General features: G+C 70.9%; 19 protein-coding genes and 1 pseudogene. 11 read left to right on the top strand and 9 right to left on the bottom strand.

The genetic code is table 11. The annotated features are described in order from the left end of the window. Positions 1–77 precede the first annotated feature (77 nt). Positions 78–1,592, bottom strand: a complete 1,515-nt coding sequence (gene glpK, locus ABZ823_RS19485) for a glycerol kinase GlpK (protein WP_361661445.1) — start codon at positions 1,590–1,592, stop codon at positions 78–80. Between the two features lie 40 nt (positions 1,593–1,632). Next, positions 1,633–2,400, bottom strand: coding sequence for an IclR family transcriptional regulator (locus ABZ823_RS19490; protein ID WP_361661448.1), 768 nt, complete (start codon positions 2,398–2,400; stop codon positions 1,633–1,635). A gap of 142 nt (positions 2,401–2,542) precedes the next feature. Here ABZ823_RS19490 and ABZ823_RS19495 point away from each other — a divergent pair, with 142 nt between their 5' ends. Further along, positions 2,543–2,971 (top strand): ATP-binding protein, encoded by a 429-nt coding sequence (locus tag ABZ823_RS19495; RefSeq protein ID WP_361661451.1) that lies wholly within the window; start codon positions 2,543–2,545, stop codon positions 2,969–2,971. 47 nt (positions 2,972–3,018) lie between these two features. On the opposite strand, the gene ABZ823_RS19500 is transcribed toward ABZ823_RS19495, so the two are convergent. Both ABZ823_RS19500 and ABZ823_RS19505 read right to left on the bottom strand, forming a co-directional pair. Next, positions 3,019–4,062: an amidohydrolase family protein gene (locus tag ABZ823_RS19500; protein ID WP_361661454.1), complete on the bottom strand. Its 1,044-nt coding sequence runs from the start codon at positions 4,060–4,062 to the stop codon at positions 3,019–3,021. A 59-nt stretch (positions 4,063–4,121) separates the two neighbouring features. Further along, the gene (locus ABZ823_RS19505; RefSeq protein WP_361661457.1) at positions 4,122–5,741 is read right to left on the bottom strand and encodes an FAD-dependent monooxygenase; all 1,620 of its coding nucleotides are present in this window, start codon (positions 5,739–5,741) and stop codon (positions 4,122–4,124) included. A gap of 263 nt (positions 5,742–6,004) precedes the next feature. On the opposite strand from ABZ823_RS19505, the gene ABZ823_RS19510 reads away from it, so the two are divergent. Further along, the gene (locus ABZ823_RS19510) at positions 6,005–7,282 is read left to right on the top strand and encodes a cytochrome P450 (RefSeq protein WP_361661460.1); all 1,278 of its coding nucleotides are present in this window, start codon (positions 6,005–6,007) and stop codon (positions 7,280–7,282) included. Between the two features lie 498 nt (positions 7,283–7,780). Here the strand turns inward: ABZ823_RS19510 and ABZ823_RS19515 are convergent, their stop codons facing one another. Next, positions 7,781–8,470, bottom strand: coding sequence for a TMEM175 family protein (locus ABZ823_RS19515; protein ID WP_361661463.1), 690 nt, complete (start codon positions 8,468–8,470; stop codon positions 7,781–7,783). A 262-nt stretch (positions 8,471–8,732) separates the two neighbouring features. Then, positions 8,733–9,140, bottom strand: a complete 408-nt coding sequence (locus ABZ823_RS19520) for an STAS domain-containing protein (RefSeq protein WP_361661465.1) — start codon at positions 9,138–9,140, stop codon at positions 8,733–8,735. Between the two features lie 262 nt (positions 9,141–9,402). Between ABZ823_RS19520 and ABZ823_RS19525 the strand changes: the two genes are divergently transcribed. The 5 genes and pseudogenes from ABZ823_RS19525 (at position 9,403) to ABZ823_RS19545 (ending at position 12,850) form a co-directional block, all read left to right on the top strand. Next, positions 9,403–9,708 (top strand): alpha/beta hydrolase, encoded by a 306-nt coding sequence (locus ABZ823_RS19525; RefSeq protein WP_361661468.1) that lies wholly within the window; start codon positions 9,403–9,405, stop codon positions 9,706–9,708. Positions 9,709–9,725: 17 nt separating this feature from the next. Next, positions 9,726–9,869, top strand: a pseudogene (locus tag ABZ823_RS19530) (alpha/beta hydrolase fold domain-containing protein); the annotation flags it as partial. A 216-nt stretch (positions 9,870–10,085) separates the two neighbouring features. Beyond that, positions 10,086–10,883: a LysR family transcriptional regulator gene (locus ABZ823_RS19535; RefSeq protein WP_361661471.1), complete on the top strand. Its 798-nt coding sequence runs from the start codon at positions 10,086–10,088 to the stop codon at positions 10,881–10,883. After that, positions 10,880–11,815 carry a serine hydrolase gene (locus ABZ823_RS19540; RefSeq protein ID WP_361661474.1) on the top strand — a complete coding sequence of 312 codons (936 nt, stop codon included), beginning with the start codon at positions 10,880–10,882 and terminating at the stop codon, positions 11,813–11,815. The genes ABZ823_RS19535 and ABZ823_RS19540 overlap by 4 nt, the downstream gene beginning before the upstream one ends. A gap of 282 nt (positions 11,816–12,097) precedes the next feature. Then, positions 12,098–12,850: an NPP1 family protein gene (locus ABZ823_RS19545; RefSeq protein WP_361661742.1), complete on the top strand. Its 753-nt coding sequence runs from the start codon at positions 12,098–12,100 to the stop codon at positions 12,848–12,850. 74 nt (positions 12,851–12,924) lie between these two features. On the opposite strand, the gene ABZ823_RS19550 is transcribed toward ABZ823_RS19545, so the two are convergent. The 3 genes from ABZ823_RS19550 to ABZ823_RS19560 all read right to left on the bottom strand — a co-directional run bounded on the left by ABZ823_RS19550 (position 12,925) and on the right by ABZ823_RS19560 (position 16,902). Continuing rightward, entirely contained in the window at positions 12,925–14,286 is a 1,362-nt protein-coding gene (locus tag ABZ823_RS19550; protein WP_361661477.1) for an MFS transporter, read from the bottom strand. A 130-nt stretch (positions 14,287–14,416) separates the two neighbouring features. After that, positions 14,417–15,895 (bottom strand): NAD-dependent succinate-semialdehyde dehydrogenase, encoded by a 1,479-nt coding sequence (locus ABZ823_RS19555; protein WP_361661480.1) that lies wholly within the window; start codon positions 15,893–15,895, stop codon positions 14,417–14,419. Positions 15,896–16,104: 209 nt separating this feature from the next. Then, positions 16,105–16,902, bottom strand: a complete 798-nt coding sequence (locus ABZ823_RS19560; protein ID WP_361661482.1) for an IclR family transcriptional regulator — start codon at positions 16,900–16,902, stop codon at positions 16,105–16,107. A gap of 224 nt (positions 16,903–17,126) precedes the next feature. On the opposite strand from ABZ823_RS19560, the gene fae reads away from it, so the two are divergent. The 4 genes from fae to ABZ823_RS19580 all read left to right on the top strand — a co-directional run bounded on the left by fae (position 17,127) and on the right by ABZ823_RS19580 (position 21,329). Next, complete coding sequence (gene fae / locus ABZ823_RS19565) at positions 17,127–17,690, top strand: formaldehyde-activating enzyme (RefSeq protein WP_361661485.1); 564 nt, start codon at positions 17,127–17,129, stop codon at positions 17,688–17,690. Further along, on the top strand, positions 17,687–18,799 hold the full coding sequence (locus tag ABZ823_RS19570; protein ID WP_361661488.1) for a mandelate racemase/muconate lactonizing enzyme family protein: 1,113 nt from the start codon (positions 17,687–17,689) through the stop codon (positions 18,797–18,799). Before fae ends, ABZ823_RS19570 begins: the two co-directional genes overlap by 4 nt. Further along, entirely contained in the window at positions 18,796–20,316 is a 1,521-nt protein-coding gene (locus ABZ823_RS19575) for an aldehyde dehydrogenase (protein WP_361661490.1), read from the top strand. Before ABZ823_RS19570 ends, ABZ823_RS19575 begins: the two co-directional genes overlap by 4 nt. A gap of 74 nt (positions 20,317–20,390) precedes the next feature. Beyond that, a complete protein-coding gene (locus tag ABZ823_RS19580; RefSeq protein ID WP_361661493.1) occupies positions 20,391–21,329 on the top strand; it encodes an NAD(P)-dependent oxidoreductase in 939 nt (312 codons plus the stop codon). Positions 21,330–21,358 lie beyond the last annotated feature (29 nt).

A 21,358-nucleotide genomic window follows, 5' to 3' on the forward strand; every position in this document is an offset into this window, starting at 1 on the left:
GTCCCGGCGTGCGCGCCCAGCCCGTCCACCGCCCCTTCGGCCCCGCTCACGCGGCCTCGGCGCCCCGGCGACGTGTGTCACCCGCCCTTCGGGGGCCGCACCCAGCCCAGGGAGCGCTCGACGGCCCGCTTCCAGGACTCGTACTCCCACTCCCGCCGCTCGGGATCCATGTCCGGCAGCCACTTGGCGGCCACGTGCCAGTTGCGGCGCAGGACCTCCAGGTCCGTCCAGTAGGCCCCCGCGAGCCCGGCGGCGTACGCGGCGCCGAGGGAGACCGTCTCGGCGACCATCGGCCGTACCACGGGCACGTCGAGCACATCGGCCAGGAACTGCATCAGCAGGTTGTTGGCCGTCATGCCCCCGTCCACCTTGAGCTGCTTCAGGGCGAGCGAGGAGTCGGCGTTCATGGCGTCGACGACCTCCCGGGTCTGCCAGCCGGTGGCCTCCAGTACGGCCCGGGCCAGGTGGCCCTTGGTGATGTAGGAGGTGAGACCGACGATGACGCCGCGGGCGTCACTGCGCCAGTGGGGTGCGAACAGGCCCGAGAACGCGGGGACGATGTAGCAACCGCCGTTGTCCTCGACGGTGCGCGCCAGGGTCTCGATCTCGGGCGCGCTGTTGATCAGCCCCAGTCGGTCGCGGAACCACTGGACGAGCGAGCCCGTTACCGCGATGGGGCCCTCCAGGGCGTAGACCGTGGGCTGGTTCCCGATCTTGTACGCGACGGTGGTGAGGAGTCCGTGCCGGGAGCGTACGAGATCGGTCCCGGTGTTCATCAGCAGGAAGCTGCCGGTCCCGTAGGTGCATTTCGCCTCGCCCGGCGAGAAACAGGTCTGTCCGAACAGGGCCGCCTGCTGGTCGCCCAGAGCGGCCGAGATGCGCACGCCGGGGAGCAGCGAGCGGGCCTCGCCGTAGATCTCGGCCGACGACCGGATCTCCGGCAGCATCGCTCGCGGCACCCCGAAGAAGTCCATCAGCTCCCGGTCCCAGGTCAGGGTCCGGATGTTGATGAGCATGGTGCGGCTGGCGTTGGTGGCGTCCGTGATGTGCAGGCCGCCGTCCGTGCCGCCGGTGAGGTTCCAGATCAGCCAGGTCTCCATGGTGCCGAACAGCACCTCGCCGTCCCGGGCGCGGCTCTCCAGCCCGTCGACGTGGTCGAACAGCCAGCGGATCCGGGGCGCGGAGAAGTAGGTCGAGGGAGGGAGTCCGCAGCGTTCGAGGAAGAACTCGTCCCCCGGCCGGTCCCTCAGTCCCTCGACCAGTGGTGCGGTACGGACGTCCTGCCACACGATCGCCCTGCCGAGCGGAGCGCCGGTTCGTCTGTCCCAGAGCACCGTGGTCTCCCGCTGGTTGGCGATGCCGATGGCGGCGATCTGACCGGTGTCTACACGGGTGTTCGACAGTGCTTCCGGCACGATGCGCTGCAGGTTGCGCCAGATCTCCACGGCGTCGTGCTCGACCCAGCCGGGCCGGGGGAAGTACTGCTGGTGCTCCCGCTGGGCAACCGACACCAATCGGCCCCGGTGGTCGAACAGGATGCAGCGCGTGGATGTGGTGCCCTGGTCGATGGACATCACATACCGTTCAACCATGATCGGGCCTGCCTTCCGATGCGTCGTGGCGGTGCGGGACCTACCAGCGGGCCGCGCCGAGATCTCTGGAAATCGCCCGTGAGGCCTCCCGTAGCAAGGTGATGAGGGCCGGCTGTGGCCGGTCCTGGGTGTCACAGATCCGCTCGACCGGCCCCGATACCCCGATCGCTCCCACGACGAGGCCGCCCTGCCCCCGGATCGGCGCGGCGGCCCCGGCTTCGCCCATGCTCATTTCCTGCACCTCGGCGCCCCAGCCGAGGTCCCGGATCTCGGCGAGCGACCGGTTGAGGTCGTCGGGGTGGATCAGGGTGTGTCGGGTGTACGCCTCGAGACCGGCTTCCAGCAGCGGGTCGACGGGGGCCGCACCGAAGGCCAGCAGGACCTTGCCGAGTGAGGAGGCGTGCAGCGGCAGCAGTGTGCCCACGTCCAGGGTCTGGAGGGTGTCGTCCGGGCGGAAGACGTGATGGACGACGAGCACCCTGCCCTCCAGGGGCGTGCCCAGCCGGACGGCCTCCCCGCTGCGGGCGGCCAGGGCGTCGGCCCAGTTGATGGAGCGGGAGCGCAGCTCGTTGACGTCCAGGTAGCTGGTGCCGAGGTGCAGCAGCGCGGCTCCGAGCTGGTACTTTCCCGTGGCTTCGTCCTGTTCCACGAAGTCCACGTGTTGCAGGGTGCGCAGAATGCCGTGGGCGGTGCCCTTGGCCAGTCCGAGCGACGCCGCGACCTCGCCGAGTCCCAGGCGTCCGGGACCACCGGCGAGCAGGCGGAGGATCGCCGCCGCCCGTTCTATGGATTGGACCGGGCCGGCCATGAAGCGATCATAGTCCGGTATGCAGCGATTCAGCATGCCGTTCGGTAATGCCGACCGCCATTCATTGACGCCGGGCGTTTGTCTCCCTAACGTGCGCTGACGTCCGGTTTCCGTCCGGCCGTGCTACCGGAGAGGAGGGCACATGACAGTCGCGCAGCTCTCTGCCGCGTCTCGCGAGGGCGTCGCATACGTCTTTTCCTTGCCCTACGCCCCCAGAGCCGTCTCTGCCGTACGGCGACGCGTGCGCTCGGTTCTCACCATGTTGAATCTGCCCGCCGATGCCGCCGAGAACGTGCTGCTGGTGGTGTCGGAGCTGCTCACCAACGCGCTGGTGCACGCGCTGCCTCCGGCGACACTGCGGCTCACCCAGGTGCTGGTGGACGGGGACTGCGCCGTGCGGGTCGAGGTGACCGACAACGGGCCTGCCAGGCCGTCGGGGCCGCCGGGGCGGCCTGTGGACCCCGACGAGCACGGCCGGGGCCTCGGCATCGTGACCACGCTGTCGGCGCGGTGCGGCGTCCATGTGCGCCCGGGCGGCACCTGCCGGTGGGCGGAGGTGCCCGCCGGGTGAGCGCGGTCGGCGGCGCTCGTGCGCGGACGTCGCGGCCGCTTGGGCGCTCAGGCGCCGCCGGGGCGGCCCGTAGCGAGCGCCGGCAGCAGCTGGTGGGCGTTGTCGCGGTTGATGCGGCGGCGCTGCTGATCGTCGAGGGCCGGGTCGTTGTCGAGCGCGGGTGCGGTGACCCCGGTGACCAGGTGGGAAGGGGTGGGGGGCCAGTCGCTTCCGTACAGGATCCGGGAGGGTCCCACGGCGGACAGCAGGCTCGGGGTGGCGGAGGGCGACATCGGTCCGGCGGTGTCGTAGTAGAAGCGGTGCAGATAATCGCGCACCCGGGCCGGCTCCACCTTCGGTGACAGATGGCGACTGAACACTTCCACACGGTTCGCGATGTACGGCAGGAACCCGCCCCCGTGGGGAAGGATGAAGGTCAGGTTCGGGTAGCGGTCCAGTGTCCCGTTGACGATCAGACTGACGGCCGCCCGGGTGGTGTCCATCAGGAAGTCGCACAGGAACGGCGGCACGCCCTCCAGCTCCGCGTCCCCGCCGGGAACCTCCATGGGATGGGTGCTGATCACAGCCGAGCGTTCGTTGAGTTCCGCGAGGATCCCGTCCTGGGACGGATGCCCGAGATACTTCCCTCGCACGCTGGTACGTGCACTGACCCCGACCGCCCCGAGCTCGTCCATGCCGTGGTGGACCGACCAGAGGGAAAGCTCCGGGCTGTCGAGGAATACGGGCGTGTAGAACGCGAAGCGATCGGGGTGGCTGCGGACGAGGTCGCTCGCGGATCGCAGGGCGACGCGCGCGCTCTCCTTGCGCGCCCTCGGTTCCTGGAGGCGTCCCAGCATGGCGACGGTGAGCACGCTGGTGCGAATGCCGGCCCCATCCATCAGCGCGAGGGCGCTGCCGAGGTCCCACCGCGTCCAGGGGGGCAGGTTCCCGCGCCGGATGACGTCGTTCTTCTCCGCCCAGTCGAGCCATTCCGGCGCGGTGTAGTGGTGATGCACGTCCACTCGTGCCCGGCGCGCGTCACCGTCGGCCGACGTGCTGTCGTCCTCGCCGGTCGCCGGTGCCGCGCCTGTGGCCGTCTGGAGTGCTGTCATGGGCGGGCCCCATTCCTGTGGTCGCGTCAGAACGGTTGCGCTTGCGGGCGGTGGGTCCTTCAGCGCCCGAGAACCTGACGAAGAACGCCGGTCAGCGTCTCTTCCCCGTCCGCCGGCCGGGCATCGGCCCGCCAGGCCACGAACCCGTCCGGCCGTACCAGCACGGCGCCTTCCGGTGTCGTGCCGTGCAGGGAGGCCCAGTCCGCGCCGTCGCCGGTGTCCAGGTCGAACTCGCTGCCCCCACCGACTGTGTACGCGTCCAGCGGCACGTTGAGTCGCGTGGCCACCGCGCGGGCGGCCTCGCGCCACGCCGGACGTCCGCAGAGCAGGACGAAGGAGCGCTCGTACATATCGATGGTGGACAGCCTCTCCCCCTCGCGTGTGACCCACATGTGCGGCGCGCGGGTGCCGGGCTCGGCGCGCAGGCACAGCTGGTCCGGGATGAGGGGCTCGTCCGCCGGCGCACCGACGACCGCGCCGGAGACGTACCGGTAGCCGAGCGCCGTGGTCATCAGGTCGGCGGCGTCGCTCGATGCCGTCCTGGCGGAGTAGCCGGGGTGCTGCTCACGGGCCGCCTGCACCGTGGCCCGTGCGCTGGTGACCTGGGCCACCGGCCGGCGTTCGGCTTCGTAACTGTCCAGCAGTGCGGGACCCGCCCAGCCGCGCAGTACCGCGGCGATCTTCCAGGCGATGTTGTGCGCGTCCTGGATACCGGTGTTGGAGCCGAAGGCCCCGGTCGGCGGCATCTCGTGCGCGGAGTCGCCCATGAGGAAGACGCGTCCCTCCCGGTAGCTGTTCGCGACACGGTCCGCCGCGTGCCAGGGTGCCCTGCCCGTGATCTCGACGTCCAGGTCACGCACGCCCGCCGCGCCCCGGATGTGCTCGATGCACCGGTCGTCGGTGAAGTACTCCATGGTCTGTCCGCGCTCGGGGAACCAGGGCACGTGGAACACCCACTGCTCCTCGTTGTCCACGGGCAGCAGCACTCCCTCGCCCGCGGGGTCGGTGACGTAACACACCACGAAGAGGTCGTCCCCCGCCACCTCACGCAGTTTCTTGCTGCGGAAGGTGACGCTGATGTTGTGGAACAGGTCCCCGGATCCGGAGTGTTCGATGCCGAGCCGCTGGCGCACCGGGCTGCGGGGGCCGTCTGCGGCGAAGAGGTAGTCCGCGGTCACCGTGCGGGTCTCACCGGACGTCCTGTCCTGCACGACGGCCTGCACCCCGTCGTCGTCCTGGCTGAAGGACAGCAGTTCCGTGCTGAAGCGCACGTCCCCGCCGAGGTCGCGGGCGCCGTCCAGCAGCACGGGTTCCAGATCGTTCTGGCTGCACGCGCAGCGGACCGTCGAGCACACATCGGCCTCGGGCGGCCTGCCGGTGATACGCGCCGAGAGCCAGCGCCGGTTCCCGCTGTGCAGCGTGTCCACCTGAAGGATCCCGTGGTTCCTCGACAGCGTGGCCGCGGCCTTCCGGATGTCCGGTTCGAGACCGGCGGTCCGGAAGAGCTCCATCGTCCGCATGTTGTTGCCACGGCCGCGCGGATGTGCGGACGTGGCCGCATGACGCTCGACGACACGATGCTGAATGCCGAGGCGTCCGAGGAAAACCGAGGCGGAAAGACCGACGAGCGATCCCCCGACGATCAGCACGGGCACATAGTCGTTCCCGCGATCTTTCATCGCGTGTTCTCCTCTGCGGTCGGATCTCCATAAGACGGCGGCCGAGGGCTTCCGCGGCTCGCGCCCTGATCTTTTGCCACGCCATCGCAAGCGATACGCAGCAATCACTCGTACAGCGGCAGGGTCTTCCGTCGTACGCCGGGAACGTGGCCAGTCGGGCGAATCGCGTTTACGGCCGGGAACCGACCGGGGAATGGTTGACCCGAAACTCGTAGACCTGCTGTCCCGTGGCCGGGGCGGGAGCCTTCAGAAAGGCCGAGAGAATGACTCAGCTCGACGAACGGGACACCACGGACGCCACACAAGAGGCGATCTCGGCGGCATCACGCGGCTCGGCCGCGTATCGCGCCAACCCCTATCCGGTCTACGCGCGCCTGCGCGAATCGGCCCCCGTGTGCCCGCTGTCTCCCCCGCACGGGGTGGACACCTTTCTGATCACCCGGTACGACGACGCCAAGGCCGCCCTGACGGACCCGCGCATCAGCAAGGACATGTACGCCGCCATCGACGCGTACCACACCATTTTCGGTGACTCGTCCATCGCGCTCGACGACAACATGCTCTTCTCGGACCCGCCCAAGCACACCCGGCTGCGCCGCATCGTCAACAGCGCGTTCACTCCGCGTCGTATCGAATCCCTGCGTCCGCGCATTCAGCAGATCACGGACGAACTGCTGGCGCGCTGTGCCACTGATGCGCCCGTCGATCTGCTGCCGACCTTCGCCTTCCCGCTGCCGCTCATCGTGATCTGCGAACTCATCGGTATTCCCGAGGAGGAGCGGGACGACGTGCAGAAGTGGTGTGCCGTTGTGGCGCGTACCGGGTTCAGCAAAGAGGACAAGGAAAAGCTCGCGGTCGCCGAGGGGGCGCTGGGGGACTATTTCGCCGACCTCATCGCGCGAAAGCGCCGGGAAGCGACCGACGACCTCCTCGGCGCGCTGATCCGCACGCAGGACGAGCAAGGCGCCATGAACGACGGCGAGTTGCTGTCGACGCTGTGGGTGCTGCTCTTCGCCGGCCACAAGACGACCGCGTACCTCATCGGCAACGCCGTCTTCAACCTGCTGACCCATCGCGACCAGCTGCGGGAGGTCCTGGCCGATCCCGAGCTCCTGCCGAACGCGATCGAGGAGGTGATCCGCTACGAGGGCTCGGTGGAGAACGCCACGTTCCGGCATGCGCTCGAGGACATCACCATCAGGGACACGGTCATCCCCAAGGGCGCTCTCGTCCAGATCGCGGTGGCCTCCGCGAACCGGGATCCGGAGAAGTTCGAGGAGCCGGACACCTTCGACGTGAAGCGCCAGGGCATCCAGAGCGCCCACCTCGGCTTCGGCAGTGGTCCGCACTACTGCCTAGGTGCGCCGCTGGCCAGGATGGAGATGCGCATCGCGCTGACCACGCTGTTCGAGAGGTTCCCGGACATCGAACTCGCGACGCCCGCACACGAGGCGGAGTGGCTGAAGGTTCCCTTCCCGGCGTTCCGGGGCCTGGACAAGCTTCCCGTCGTCCTGGACCCGTCACGGCTCCTCGAGGGCTGAGGCAGGTGCGCGGATGCCGCCCGGCGGGGGGCCCGGAGGCGTCCAGTCGGGGGCTTCGTTCCCGGGCGTCCGTGATCCGCTGAGGTTCGGCGTCCGCGCCCACGCTGTAACCGTCCGGCTCCTACCGGCGGTCGGCCACGACCGCCGGTAGGAGCCGCCACTCGTGCGACGCCGCGCGGGCCCGCGCGGCGTCCTGCGGACTCTCTTCGGCCTGGCGGCACTGAGCTGTGCGAGCTCCTGCTCCCTGCCGACGAAGTCGTCGATGCCTCGGGGAGAGGTGCGCACTCCCACCGGGCTGTAGTCCGGGGCGCGTCCAGTGCGGGCGGCCGCCAGCAGCCGCTCCCGGTCGGCGTCGGACAGACCGAGGCCAGCGGCGAGCGCGGCCACCGTACGCCGCTGCGGAGCCCTCCGGCCGCCGCGTTCCAGCTCACCGATGCCCCGGACCGGCCCCGGGCCCGCGGACGGCGCGGCGGACGACGAGGACGACCGGGGTGAGCCCTATGGCCGCTCGCCGTGGTGGTCGCGCCGGCGGTCCCCACCGCCCACGGTGGGCAGACCCTCACTGGTCACGAAGTAGAACACGGGGAGGACGACGAACACCGCGAGGGCCAGCAACGGTGTCACCAGCACCCCGAGCACTCCCGCGAGGGCGTAGGCCATCGCCCCGGCCCACGAGCGCAGCAGGCCGTGGCGCACATAGGTGGGTTCCACATCCTGGGCCAGCAGTTCGGGGCACCAGGCGAGCCGCTGGTAGAAAGCGACCCAGCTCAGGCACATCGCCGCGGCGACTCCCGCGTACAGGGCCACGGCCACCCGCGCGTCGGCGCCCGCCGTGTCGGCCCGCAGCGCATCGGCTACCACGCCCGTGGGGAAGGAGAGCGCCCCGGTGGTGAACAGCAGGAACAGGTTGGCCGCGTGCAGTGCGCGGTCCATGCCGGCGATGCGGACGAAGGCCTGGTGGTGATTGAGCCAGATGACCGCCACGTAGCTGAAGGAGGCGAAGTAGCCGAGGTAGGCGGGCCATTGCTCCAGCAGGGCGCGGCCCAGGCCGCCCGGCTTGTGGGGCGGGCTGCTGAGGCCGAGCACCAGGAGGGTGACGGCGATGGCGAACACACCGTCGCTGAAGGCTTCGGCTCGCGTGGTCTCTGAGCGGGAGAACTTTCCTCCGCGTATGCGGGGACCGGGCACATCGGCTCCAGACGGGGTCGATCACTGGGGCGGTTGGGTACCCGCGCAGCGGGACGATACCTGTTCCGCGCGCGCAACGTCGTCCGTGCGTGCGCCGGTGGAGGACTGCGACCAGGCTTTACGATCCTTGTGGCCGACCGCTCGGCCCGGGACCGCGTGGGTTCCGAAGCAAGGAACGGGTGGGTACGTGGTGGGCCGGGACCCGGGCTTCGGGGCGTTGCCGCGTCGGCTGCGGCTGGAGGCCAGCAGAAACGCGGGGACACTACACGGTCCGGCAGACCTCACGGGGCCGTGGGAGCGTCATCGAAGACGTCCGGGAGTCGAAGAGGTAGTGCCGACTGCCGGCCTCCTGCGACGGTGCAGCGGTGGCCGGCTGGGAGGCCGTGACATTGAGCAGCTCGTCCGTGGAGGTGAGGCGGAAGATCCTCCTGTGGGTGGGAGCGCTGCACCGTACCCGCAGACACGCGTCCTCATGCTCCAGATACGTCAGCGTCCGCAGGAGGAGCTTGACGATGCTGGAGTCCATGAACTCCACACCGTCCAGGTCGACCTCCAGCAGTCCGCAACCTTCTGCGGCAAGCTCGCGCAGCATGCGCTCGAGCGGCGGGGCCGACGCGATGTCGATCTCGCCCAGCACGCTGACGGTGACGCGGTGACGCTCTTGGGACATGGCTTTCTTCCTGGGGTGTCGGGGTTCGGGTGGGGGCCGAGGTGAGCAAGGCGTGGGCACAGCGCCGGGCTCCACGACGAGGAGAAGCGGCAACCGCCGGGGCAAGCCGCACCCGCTGAGATCGCCCCACAGGCACGGACGACCGGAAGCCTCGGTGGAACGAGACCGCCGGTGCTCCGGGTGCCAAGCGGGGTGATACCGGGACCATGATGTCCCACGCAGCGTCAAGCGACTGTCGCCGACCTGCACTTCTCCTGGTCTCGTGGTGCACGGCCTCCCGTTCGGACGACGGCTCTCACCGGACGGGCAGACTCTGGACGATCTTCAGTCCGGGCCCGTCACGCTGCGGCCGGCCGACGTCGCCCACCGGGTCCTGCCGGTCGGACCCACCGGAAGCGTGACCGTGCGGGTCGTCCGTCCGAAGGGAAGCGCCGGGAAGCTCCCCGCGGCGATGCACATCCACGGCGGCGGACGGGTGCTGGGCGATGAGCACACGCACGACCGCCTGGTCCCTGAGACCGCGAACGACGCCCACGCCGCGGTGACCATCGTGGACTACACCCCGTAGCCCGAGCCCCGCTACCCCATCGCCATCGAGCAGGCGACACCGCCACACAGTGGGTGGCGCGCCACGGCAGCGCGATCAACGTCGACAGCTCCCGCATCGCCATCGCCGGAGACAGCGTCGGCGGGAACACGCCGGCTGCCGTGACGCTCATGGCCAGGGAGGCGGCGGCCCCCACCTGGCCGGGCAGGCGCTCCTCTACCCGGCCACCGACCCCGGCTTCAACACCGCTTCGTACCGGCAGTTCGCCGACGGCCCCTGGCTCACCCGCAAGGCCATGCGCACCCTCCCGGGGAAGGTTCACTCATCCGGGGCCAGGACGCCCGCGGGAAGGCACGACGACCGAGTTCGGTGTCCTTCTGCTGCCGTACGCCCAGGAGGTGCTGGACCGGGCCCGGCGGCTGCGGCACGTCGCGCGGTCGGCCCGGCAGTCGGCGGTACAGGCCGTGGGGGTGCCCGCCGACTGCGATCCGGCGGCGCTGGCGCGGGTCATCCGTGCCGGTGCCGAGCGCGGCACGACGCTCGGCGTGCGGGAACTGCCGCCGGATGAGCGGGTGGCGGGCCTGGCCGACGGGTCGCTGGCGTACGCGCTGGTCCGGGTGCCCCCGGAGCACGCCGCGCTCCGAGTGCCGCTCGGCCTGGCGTCCGCGCCGCCGCACATGCCGGACGGCATGTCCCCCGACCCGGCCGTGGCCCGGCGGCGGCCTGCACCGCGCCCGGTCCACCTGGAGGATCTGCGGCCCCGACGCGGGCGCGGCGCACCGCGCGGGCAGCACGCCTCGGTGCCGATCCTGACCATGGCGGAGGACCAGGTCCCCTACGCACAGGACCGGTTGCGTCGGGCGGCCGCACGCGCCGGACTGCCGGAAGCCCTGGTCCGTCCCGCCGGACCGGTCGCGACCGCACTCGCCGAGACACTTGCCGGCCGGGGGACGCTGCTGTGCGCCGAGCCGTTCGCGCGGCGGCACGGGGCGAGCTGGGCACCTCTGGGCGACGGGTCCCTGCACCGGGGTTACGACGCGAGCGCGGCCCCGCGTCAGCGGGAGGGGGAGGGTGTGCCGGGCTGGCTGGTCGCGCTGCTGGTGGCTGCGGTCGGTGCCGTGAGGGCCGGTTGGGCCACGGCAGCGTCGGACGCCGCGGGTGGGCAGGCCCCGTCGCGGCTGGCGGCGCGCGGATGAGCGCCCGCCCGGCGTGCCGCCCCGCCTGTGTCGCCGGTGACGGTGCCCTTCTCGATGTCGCCGAGGCGATCGCCGCGGACTGGGCGGCCCTCGGTGTCCGCGGATCGTTCCTGGCCCGCAGCATCGACACCGGCGAGCAACTCGGCTTCGACGTGGACCGGCCGGTACCCCTGGCCTCGGTGGTCAAGGTGCCGCTCGCCCTGGTCGCGCTGGACCGGATGGCGACCGGGGAACTCGACTCGGCACGGCAGGTGACCGTCGATCCGGCCACGAGCAGCGTCGGACCGACCGGGCTGGCGGCGTTCCGGCATCCCGCCACCGTGGCCGTCGGTGACCTCGTTACGCTGATGCTCTCGGTGAGCGACAATGCCGCCGCCGACGCGTTGTTCGACCTTGTCGCGGTGGAGGACGTCGACGCACGCCTGCGCGCCTGGGGGTGTTCGGGCCTCCGGGTGCGGCATCGGCTCAACCGCATGTACGAGTGTGCGGCCGGGGCCGCCGGCAATGACTTCTCCCTCGCCCTGGAGCTGGCCATCCGGGACGACCGCTCGGGGCGGCACACCATCGAGACGCTGGATCCGCCCTACGCCAACATCGGTACCGCCACGGCACTCGTCGACCTGCTGGAGCGTGTGTGGCGCGACGAGATCGCCCATCCCGGCGCCACCGCGGAACTGCGCCGGCTGATGGGGATGCAGGTGTTCACACAGCGGCTGGCGAGCGAACTGCGCGCGGACACACTGCGGGTGAGCGGAAAGACCGGGACCTTTCTCCATCTGCGACACGAAATCGGTGTGGTGGAGGCCGAATCGGGCGACCGGGTGGCGATGGCCGCGCTCACCCGGTCCGACCGCCGGGCCAACCTGGCACCGGACATCGACCTCGCGATCGGGATCGGCGCACGCCAGGCCTTCGAGGCGTTGCGCCGCTGAGGCGTTGCGGGCAGCAGCCGTAACCCTGCGTCGGGAACGGGGAGTTGGCGGACATGGCGGCGAGGGCGCGGAGTTCAGCGATCCGTGCGCCAAAGTTCAGTCCTCCGGCTCGCCTTACTGGTCTAGTCCTTGCAAGAATCTGGGCGCCCGGCCCACGCTCTCACCGGCGGACCGGGAATCGCTCCAATCCTCGTGTGCCCGCAGGGAGTTGACGTGCGCAACCTGGTACCCCCCACAGCGATCCGCAGGAGAACGACATCCGGCCCCAGGCCTTCGCGGCGGCTGGGCCGTTCCGCGCTCGCGAGCGCCCTGGCCGCCCTCGCGCTGGTCGTGGCGCTGCCCACGAACGCCGATGCGAGCGTTCTTCAGCTGCTGCCCCAGAACGCCGACGGCCTGGAGCAGACCTTCTCCCCCGCCTACGACTACGACGGCGACGGCTGCTACGCCACGGCTGCCATCGGCAGTGACGGCACCATCAACCCCGGTCTGCGGCTCGGCGGCGACGTCAACGGGCACTGCCACGACTACGCCCAACTCGCCAACGCGAACACGTACTCGCGCGAGAAGTGCAACAACGGCTGGTGCGCCGTCATGTACGCCAGCTACTTCGAGAAGGATCAGGCCACGCTCGGACCCGCGGCCATCGGTCACACCCACGACTGGGAGCACGTCGTGGTGTGGATCAGCAACAACCAGGTCCAGTACGTGTCCGTGTCGCAGCACACCAGCTACCAGGTGGCCGCGCGTTCGTCGGTGCGCTTCGACGGGACCCACCCGAAGATCGTGTATCACAAGGACGGGGTCTCCACCCACGACTTCCGCTTCGCCAACAGCAACGACGAACCGCCGGAGAACGCCACCGGCGGCTGGTTCTACCCCCGCCTGGTGGGCTGGAACGGCTACCCGGCCGGCTTCCGCGACAAGCTCCTGAGCGCCGACTTCGGAGCGGCCACGATCAAGATCAAGGACGGCGACTTCCAGTACGCGCTCGCGCACTCCATGCCGTCCGGGATCCCCTTCGACCCGAACGCCTGACACCGAACGCGCCCCTGGGGGCCGGCTCATGCCGGCCCCCAGGGGTGCCCGTGGTCCCCGTCCGCGGCGCCTGCTCAGGCGACGGGTTCGCGGGCCGTCCGGGCCGCCTTGGCCAGGTCCAGGTCCGTGGTCTCGGGCGCCAGGAAATGCGAGACCAGAGCGCCGACGGCGAGCACGCCCGCGCCGACGAACAGAACGAAGCGGGCACCGTAGCGGTCGAGGCCCATCGGGAGCAGGAAGGTGCCGACGGCAGCGCCCACGCGGCTCATGGCGGTCGCGAAGCCGACGCCGGTCGCACGCAGCGAGGTGGGGAACACCTCCAGCGGATAGACCGCGGTCAGCGCGCTGGAGGCCGCGTTGAGGAAGATGAAGAAGAGGAAGCCGCCCACGATGACCGGGGTGGAGGACGGCCACACGGCGACCAGCGCCAGGCAGCCGGCCGTGATCCAGAACGGCGGGATCAGCAGCCTGCGGCGGCCGATGCGGTCCACGACCAGGCAGCCCGCGGTGACACCGGCGACGGCGGTGAAGGAGTACACGAGCAGGGCCGCGACCGCGTTGTCGCCCATGTGGAGGGCCTCGAAGACCTGGGTCCAGAAGGTGCCGATCGCGAAGTACGGCAGCACGAGCGCCGCCCAGAAGACGCTGGCGAACACGGTGCTGCGCAGGTGGCGGCGGCTGAACAGGGCGCGGAAGCCCTCCCGCCCGGCTTCCGCGCGGTCGTCGAGTTCGGCGCTCACGTCGACCTCGATGCCGTACTTCGCGATGAGGGTCTCGGCCTCCTCGCGGCGGCCCTTGCTCAGCAGCCAGCGCGCGGATTCCGGGATGCCGCCGCGCAGCGACACGCACACCACGGCGATGACCGCGCTGCTGGCCAGGGACCAGCGCCAGCCGCCCTGGACGTCCGCGAACAGGGCGCCGACGACCGTGGCCAGCGCGTAGCCGATGTACCAGCTGATCTCGAGACTGGCCAGCAGCCTGCCCCGGCCCTGCTTCGGCGCGTACTCCGACAGCAGCGGCGCGCCGATGGCGTACTCGCCGCCGATCGCCACACCCATCAGCAACCGGATGAGGAAGAGCTGGAGGCCGTCGGTGACGAAGAACTGGAGCACCGAACCGACCAGGAAGATGAGCATGTCGGCGAGGAACACCGGACGCCGGCCGAACCGGTCGGCGAGCCGCCCGAAGAGCGGGCCGCCGACGAAGATGCCGATGAGCGGCGAGGCTCCGACCAGGCCCTCCATCACGGTGGACAGGTGGAGGTCGGTGGTCAGGGCCGCCATCGCCATGCCGATGCCGCCGATGATGTAGCCGTCGATGCCCTCGCCTATCTGGGTGGCCAGCTTCAGCTTGGTGTGGAGGCGGCGGCGTTCGCGCAGCAGCGCGGGGGTCGGCGGAGCGTCGAACTGTGGTTCGGTCGCAGGCGTCGTTGCCATGAGCGGTCCTTGTCTGTTCGGTGTCCGGGCCGGCCGGGGCGGAGCCGGGGACCGGGGCGGGGACGGGGCGTGGCAGGGAAGAGCTCGGGCAGGGGCGTGGGGACGTACGAGAGGGGCCAGGGGCCGGGGATCAGCCGGTGGGCCAGTCGAGGGCGATGTACTGCGTCTCCAGGAACGCCTCGATGCCTTCGCGGCCGCCTTCCCGGCCGAGGCCGGACTGCTTGACGCCGCCGAAAGGAGCGGCGGGGTCGGACAGCAGGCCCCGGTTGAGGCCGACCATGCCGGCCTCCAGGTTTTCGGCGATGCGCAGCGCGCGGGCGAGGTCGCGCGAGTAGACGTACGCGGCCAGGCCGTGGACGGTGGCGTTGGCGCGCACGAGCACCTCGTCCTCGTCGGTGAAGACGCTGAGCGGGGCGACGGGGCCGAAGACCTCCTCGTGGAGAATGCGGGCGTCGTCGGGGACGTCGGTGAGGACCGTGGCGGGGTGGAAGTGGCCGGGGCCGTCGGGGACCGTGCCCTGTGCGGCGATCTTCGCCCCGCGGGCGAGCGCGTCGTCGACCAGGGAGCGGATCTTGTCGACCGCCGCCTGGTTGACCATGGGGCCGAGGGTGACGCCCTCCTCCATGCCGGGGCCGGTGTGCACGGCGGCCATGGCGGCGCCCAGCTTCTCGGTGAACTCGGCGGCGACGTCGGCGTGGACGTAGAACCGGTTGGCGGCGATGCAGACCTCTCCGCCGCCGCGCATCTTGGCGTCCATCGCGCCGTGCACGGCGGCGTCGATGTCGGCGTCGGCACAGACGACGAAGGGCGCGTTGCCGCCCAGTTCCATGGTCACGTTGACGACGTTCGCCGCGGCCTGTGCGAGGAGCAGCTTGCCGGTGGCGGTGGAGCCGGTGAAGGAGAACTTGCGGATCCGCTCGTCGCCGAGCCAGGTCGAGACGACCTCGGGGGCGCGGTCGGTGGGCAGGACGTTCAGCAGTCCGTCGGGCAGTCCGGCCTCGGCGAGCAGGGCGGCCACCGCCAGGGCGGTGAGCGGGGTCTCGGGGGCCGGCTTGAGCAGGACGGGACAGCCGGCCGCGAGTGCCGGGGCGATCTTGCGGGTGGCCATGGCGGCCGGGAAGTTCCACGGCGTGACGAACGCGGTGACGCCGACCGGGTGCCTGCGCACGACGTGCCGGAAGCCGCCGCCGGGGGCGTCGCCGAAGGAGGAGCCGATGCGTACGGCCTCCTCGGCGAACCAGCGGAAGAACTCGGCCGCGTAGCCGACCTCGGCCGCCGCGTCCCGGTACGCCTTGCCGTTCTCCAGCACGATCAGGCGGGCGAGCGTGTCGGTGTGCTCCCTCATCAGCCGGAAGGCCTCGTGCAGGATCTCCGAGCGGCGCCGGGGCGGCGTCGTACGCCAGGAGGCCGCGGCGGCCCGCGCCGCCTCGACCGCGGCTCGGGCATCGTCGGGCCCGGCCGCGGACACCTCGCGCACGAGGTCCGCGGTGGCCGGGTCGTACACGGGAAAGGTCCGTCCGTCGGCCGCCGGGAGCCAGCGGCCGCCGATGAACACATCGCCCTCGGCGAGCGGGGCCTCGGCGATGGTGTCGATGCCGACGAGGTTCATGAGCTGCTCTTTTCTCCGTTCGGACTGGGCTCGTCCGGTGCGCGGTGAATTTACGAGCGCGCCATACGGGCGACAAGGCCACTCCGCCGGATCGCAACGGTGGTTGCTGTCAGGGCAACCCGGTGATCACCGCGAGCGCGTACGGGGCGGACGGGCGCCCGAGCCGGTACACACGTGTGGAGGGCAGCGGGTTCCTCCGCCGGGCCCGCTCAGGCAGGTCCGGTCCTGGCCGGTTGTGCGCGCCTGGGTTCCCAGCCCAGCAGTGCCGAGACCCGGGCCGCCGCCCGGGCCGTCGTACGGCCCGCGTCTTCCAGGCGGCCGCCGAGCCGGGCCTTGGGCGCGGAGATGTTGAGGGCCGCGACGACCCGGCCCCGGAAGTCGCGCACCGGGGCGGAGACTCCGACGAGTCCGGCCTCGAACTCCTCGCTGACGCGCGCGTAGCCCTGCCGCTTGGCTTCCTGGATGAGCCCCCACAGCTCGGGGACGGGCATCCGGCCGGTCGTGCCGAACCGGACGTACAGCTCGTCCGGAGTGGCGTCGGCCAGCAGCACGCGGCCGGCGGACGTCTGCCAGGCGGGCACTCCCCGGCCCTCCCAGCCGTGGACGCGGAAGGAGTGACCGGAGACCGACAGCAGAGTGAGGACCGCCTGGTCGCTGAGCACACACAGGTGGCTGGTCTCCTCCAGGTCCGCGGACAGGGCATGCATGACCGGCTCGGCCACGCGCACCAGTCGGCTCTCCGAGGTGCGGGCCACCAGGGAGAACAGGCGCCAGCCCAGGCGGTACTCGAGCGTGTCGGGGTCGCGCTCGACGATCCCCTCGGCGGCGAGGGCCTTCAGGACGCGGGAGACCTGGGATTTCTCGCGCCCCACGAGGTGGGCGAGACGCACGACGCCGAGGCCGCCGGCGGTCTGCGCCTCGTCCGAGGCGAGGGCCTCCAGCAGATCGATGTCCCGGCGCAGGCCATGCCCGCGCGAGGCCGAGGAGGTGTCCGTCACGCGCGTCATCCTAGGCCCGCCGTACGGCGAAGGAACCCCAGGTCAACCCTTGAGTTGTCGGTAGAGCAACCGGCATTTCGATTCCGGCGAGCGCCTTGCGAGGGGGTGGCGGCCGACCTAGATTCGCCGCATCGGGACGGATGAACTGCACCGAATGCGAGGTTCATCCTTCACTCCCGTCGCATCCGGGTTCCCCGTGGAATCCCCCCGCTACCAAAGGTCCAGGAGTTCCGATGCCCTCCCCCTTTGCCGCCACCGCGCTGATCGGCGAGTCCTTCGCCGGTGACGGCGCCAATGCGGCGCACACGAACATCGTGATCGGCCGCAAGGGCGGCCCGGTCGAGACGGCCTGGGCCACCTCGCTGGCCACGCCGAGCGCCGGACATGTGCCGTTCATGACGGTCGTGCGCCCGTCGGTGCCGGTCAGGCCGCTCACCCTGTTCGTGAACAAGGCCGTCGCCGGCAGCGATCTGCACGAGCGCGCCACATGGGGGAGCGCGCAGGCGGGCCTCGCCCAGGGCGTGCTGGACGCGGTGGCGCAGGGCCTCCTCCCGGCCGGGGAGGCCGACGACCTGCTGATCATCGCCGCGGTGTGGGTCAACCCGGCGGTCCATGACCTGGACGCCTGCTTCCGCAACCAGCGGGCCGCCGCGTACGGCGCGGTCCGCGCGGCCGTGACGGGGACGCCGTCGGTCTCCGACGCCCTGGCCGCGGCACAGGAGGGTCCGGCGAACCCCTTCTACACGCCCTCCGCCGAGGTACTCGCCGCGTCGGCGCCCGAGGCGGTCACCCGATGAAGATCACCGACATCACCTTGGACCGGCTCCGGCTGGAACTGGATCCGCCGTTCCGTGCCGCCTGGGACCCCGAGCCGCGCCGCCACTTCGACGCCACGATCGTCCGCGTGCACACCGACGAGGGGATCACCGGCATCGGCTCCGGCGACCTCATGGACGGCTTCGACACCTACAGGCATCTGTTCGTCGGCGAGGACCCGCTCGACATCACCCGGCACGTCAGGGCGATCGAGACCGCCAACTTCCACGGCGCCTACTACTGGCCGCTGGAGGCGGCCCTGTGGGACGTCATCGGCAAGGTGCACGGCCGCCCGGTCTCCGAGCTGTTCGGCAACGCGACCAAGGAGCTGCCCGCGTACGCCTCCTGCGGAGAGCTGAAGTCGCCGCAGGAGCGCGTCGCGACGGCGCTGAAGGTGCGCGAGGCGGGCTTCCGGGCCATGAAGATCCGCATCGACCGGGACCGCGTCGACGAGGGCGTCGCGGTGGTACGGGCCGTGCGGGAGGAACTGGGCGACGGCTTCGAGATCATGGTCGATCTCAACCAGTCCTGGCGGATGGCGGGCGACACGGCCGGTGCCTCCGACCTCGCCAAGACCCGCAAGATCATCGCCCGGCTCGCCGAACTCGACGTGTTCTGGGTGGAGGAGCCCCTGCCCTACGGGGACCTGGACGGCTTCAAGCGGCTGCGTGCCGAGAACCCGGGCGTGCGGATAGCGGCCGGGGAGATGCACCACTCCCCCACCGAGCTGCTGCGCTACCTCGAAGAGGACGCCCTCGACATCTACCAGATGGACGTGGTGCTCGCGATCGGCATGCACCGCGCCCGCACCCTGGCCGAACTCGCCCAGCTGAAGCACCGTCAGTTCACCCCGCACAGCTGGACCAACGGCATCGGCGTACTCGCCAACCTGCACGTCGCCGCGGGCGTCGGCGGCGGCCCCTTCTTCGAGTTCCCCTACGACCCGCCCGGCTGGACCCCCGAGCGCCGCGACTTCATGCTCGCCGAGCCCGTGGAGGTGAACGCCGACGGCTGCCTCGAAGTGCCCGACAAACCCGGCCTCGGCATCGAACTGGACGAGGACGCGATCGACCGCTGGAGGGTCAAGTGACCTGCACCATCGAGGACCTGCTGACCCGCTCCCACGACGAGTGGCGGGCCGCGGCCGACAAGCTCGCCTTCGAGACCCGCCCGTTCATCGACGGCACCTTCACCGACGCCACCTCCGGTGACAGCTTTCCGAGCGTGTCGCCGCGCGACGGCTCGGTCCTGTGCGAGGTGCAGGCCGCGTCCGCCGAGGACGTCGACCGGGCCGTCCGGTCGGCGCGTACCGCCTTCGAGGACGGACGCTGGCGCGACCTCGCGCCCAAGGAGCGCAAGCGTGTCCTGCTGCGCTGGGCCGATCTGATCCGTGCGAACGCCGAGGAGCTCGCTCTCCTGGACACCCTGGAGATGGGCAAACCCATCACCGAGTCGCTGCGCGTGGACGTGGCCAAGGCCGCCGAGACCATCGCCTGGTACGCCGAGGCCATCGACAAGACGTACGACGAGGTCGCGCCGACCCCGGGGGACGCCCTCGCGCTGATCACCCGGGAACCCCTGGGTGTCGTCGGTGCGGTCGTGCCGTGGAACTACGCCCTGCTGATCGCCAGTTGGAAACTGGGGCCCGCGCTCGCCACGGGAAACAGCGTGGTGCTCAAGCCCGCCGAACAGACCTCGCTGGCCGCGCTCCGGCTGGCCGCGCTCGCCACCGAGGCGGGGCTGCCCGACGGCGTCCTCAACGTGGTTCCGGGGCGGGGTGAGGTCGCCGGGCAGGCACTCGGCCGCCATCCGGACGTCGACAAGATCGCCTTCACCGGATCGGCGGCGGTGGCCCGGCTCTTCCAGGTGTACGCGGGTGAGTCCAACGGCAAGCAGGTCGCCGTCGAGGCGGGCGGGAAGTCTCCGCAGCTCGTCCTGGCCGACGCGGACGTCGAGGCCGCCGCCTCGGCCGTGGCCTGGGGCATCTTCTACAACGCGGGGCAGACCTGCAACGCGGGATCGCGGGTCGTCGTGCACGCCTCGGTGAAGGACCGGCTGCTGGACGCCGTACGCCGGATCACCGCCGAGACCTTCCGCGTCGGTGACCCGCTCGACCCGGCCACGGTGATGGGCCCGATCGTCGACGAGACCCAGCTCGCCGCGGTCCTCGGCTACATCGAGCGCGGCACACGGGACGGCGCGAGCGTGCTGCTCGGCGGCCGGCGCACGCTGGCCGAGACCGGCGGCAGCTATGTAGAACCGACCGTTCTCGACGGAGTCGACAACGCCTCCGTCGTCGGCCAGGAGGAGATCTTCGGGCCGGTTCTGGCGGTGGTGTCCTACGACGGCGACGTCGACGAGGGCGTACGGCTCGCCAACGAGAGCGACTTCGGTCTCGTGGCCTCGGTGTGGACACGGGACGTGACCGTGGCCCACCGCACCGCGAAGCGGCTGCGGGCCGGCACGGTGTGGATCAACACCTTCGACGCCAGCGACGTCATCACGCCGTTCGGCGGCTTCAAGGCCACCGGCGCGGGCCGCGACAAGTCCCTGCACGCGCTGGACGCGTACACCGCGCTCAAGACCACCTGGATCAACCTCGCCTGACCCCCACGACCCGTTCGGGTCGGGCATCCCCCTTCGTCTCTTCTTCTCTTCTTCCGACAGCAACGAGGACACTGATGAGGATCGGTTTCATCGGCCTGGGCAACATGGGACGGCACATGGCCCGCCATCTCATCCACGCGGGCCACCTGGTCACCGTGCACGACACCCGGCCCGAGGCGGCCGTCGACCATCTCGCGCTCGGAGCACGCTGGGCCGACTCCCCCGCCGACTGCGCACGCGACGCCGAGTTCCTGATCACCATGCTGCCGAACCCACGGATCGTCGAGGACGTGCTGCTGCGGGGCGGAGCGGCTCAGGCCCTGCCCGCCGGCGCGCTGTGGATCGACATGTCGACGTCGACGCCGGCGGCGGCGGAGCGCGTCGCGGCCGAGGTCCTGGACGCCAGGACCGTGCGCCGGCTCGACGCGCCGGTCAGCGGCATGGCCCGGGGCGCCGAGGCCGGCAGCCTCCAAATCTTCGTGGGCGGCCACGACGACGACTTCCACGACGCCCTGCCCGTCCTTCGGGCCATGGGCGACCCGGACCGCATCCTGCACGTCGGGCCGCTCGGCGCGGGCTATACCGTGAAGCTGATGATCAACCTGCTCTGGTTCAGTCATCTGGTCGCCACCTCAGAGGTCCTCGCCATGGGCGTGAAGGCCGGTGTAGACCTGGGGGTGCTGCGCAGCGCGCTGCTGGCGAGCCCGGCCGCCTCCCACTTCCTCGAGAGCGACATCATGTGCGTGCTCGCCGACGGCGACTACGACGACTCCTTCGCCATGGCCCTCGCCTGCAAGGACCTCGGGCTCGCCGTCGACCTTGGCCGCGACCTGGGCGTGCCCACCGAGCTGTCCGCCCTCGTCGAGCAGATCTACCGCCGCTCCAAGGCCCAGCACGGCGATCTCGCGGGCGAGATGAGCCCGGTCCGTCTCTACGAGACGCTCGCGGGGCAGGAGTTCCGCCTGCCTCACCCGATGGCGGCCGCGCCGGCCACCACGGCACTCACGGTCTGAACCGGTACGCAGCACTCAGGAGCCGCATC

Source organism: Streptomyces sp. NPDC047079 (assembly GCF_040643755.1).
In the GTDB taxonomy this organism is placed as follows: domain Bacteria; phylum Actinomycetota; class Actinomycetes; order Streptomycetales; family Streptomycetaceae; genus Streptomyces.

Bases quoted from the DNA above. Each gene is read 5' to 3' on its own strand.
- ABZ823_RS19510 (WP_361661460.1), top strand. From the start codon at position 6,005: ATGACTCAGCTCGACGAACGGGACACCACGGACGCCACACAAGAGGCG.
- ABZ823_RS19550 (WP_361661477.1), bottom strand. From the start codon at position 14,286: ATGGCAACGACGCCTGCGACCGAACCACAGTTCGACGCTCCGCCGACC.
- ABZ823_RS19570 (WP_361661488.1), top strand. From the start codon at position 17,687: ATGAAGATCACCGACATCACCTTGGACCGGCTCCGGCTGGAACTGGAT.
- ABZ823_RS19500 (WP_361661454.1), bottom strand. From the start codon at position 4,062: ATGACAGCACTCCAGACGGCCACAGGCGCGGCACCGGCGACCGGCGAG.
- ABZ823_RS19505 (WP_361661457.1), bottom strand. From the start codon at position 5,741: ATGAAAGATCGCGGGAACGACTATGTGCCCGTGCTGATCGTCGGGGGA.
- ABZ823_RS19540 (WP_361661474.1), top strand. From the start codon at position 10,880: ATGAGCGCCCGCCCGGCGTGCCGCCCCGCCTGTGTCGCCGGTGACGGT.
- ABZ823_RS19520 (WP_361661465.1), bottom strand. From the start codon at position 9,140: ATGTCCCAAGAGCGTCACCGCGTCACCGTCAGCGTGCTGGGCGAGATC.
- fae (WP_361661485.1), top strand. From the start codon at position 17,127: ATGCCCTCCCCCTTTGCCGCCACCGCGCTGATCGGCGAGTCCTTCGCC.
- ABZ823_RS19490 (WP_361661448.1), bottom strand. From the start codon at position 2,400: ATGGCCGGCCCGGTCCAATCCATAGAACGGGCGGCGGCGATCCTCCGC.
- ABZ823_RS19560 (WP_361661482.1), bottom strand. From the start codon at position 16,902: ATGACGCGCGTGACGGACACCTCCTCGGCCTCGCGCGGGCATGGCCTG.
- ABZ823_RS19555 (WP_361661480.1), bottom strand. From the start codon at position 15,895: ATGAACCTCGTCGGCATCGACACCATCGCCGAGGCCCCGCTCGCCGAG.
- ABZ823_RS19495 (WP_361661451.1), top strand. From the start codon at position 2,543: ATGACAGTCGCGCAGCTCTCTGCCGCGTCTCGCGAGGGCGTCGCATAC.
- ABZ823_RS19580 (WP_361661493.1), top strand. From the start codon at position 20,391: ATGAGGATCGGTTTCATCGGCCTGGGCAACATGGGACGGCACATGGCC.
- glpK (WP_361661445.1), bottom strand. From the start codon at position 1,592: ATGGTTGAACGGTATGTGATGTCCATCGACCAGGGCACCACATCCACG.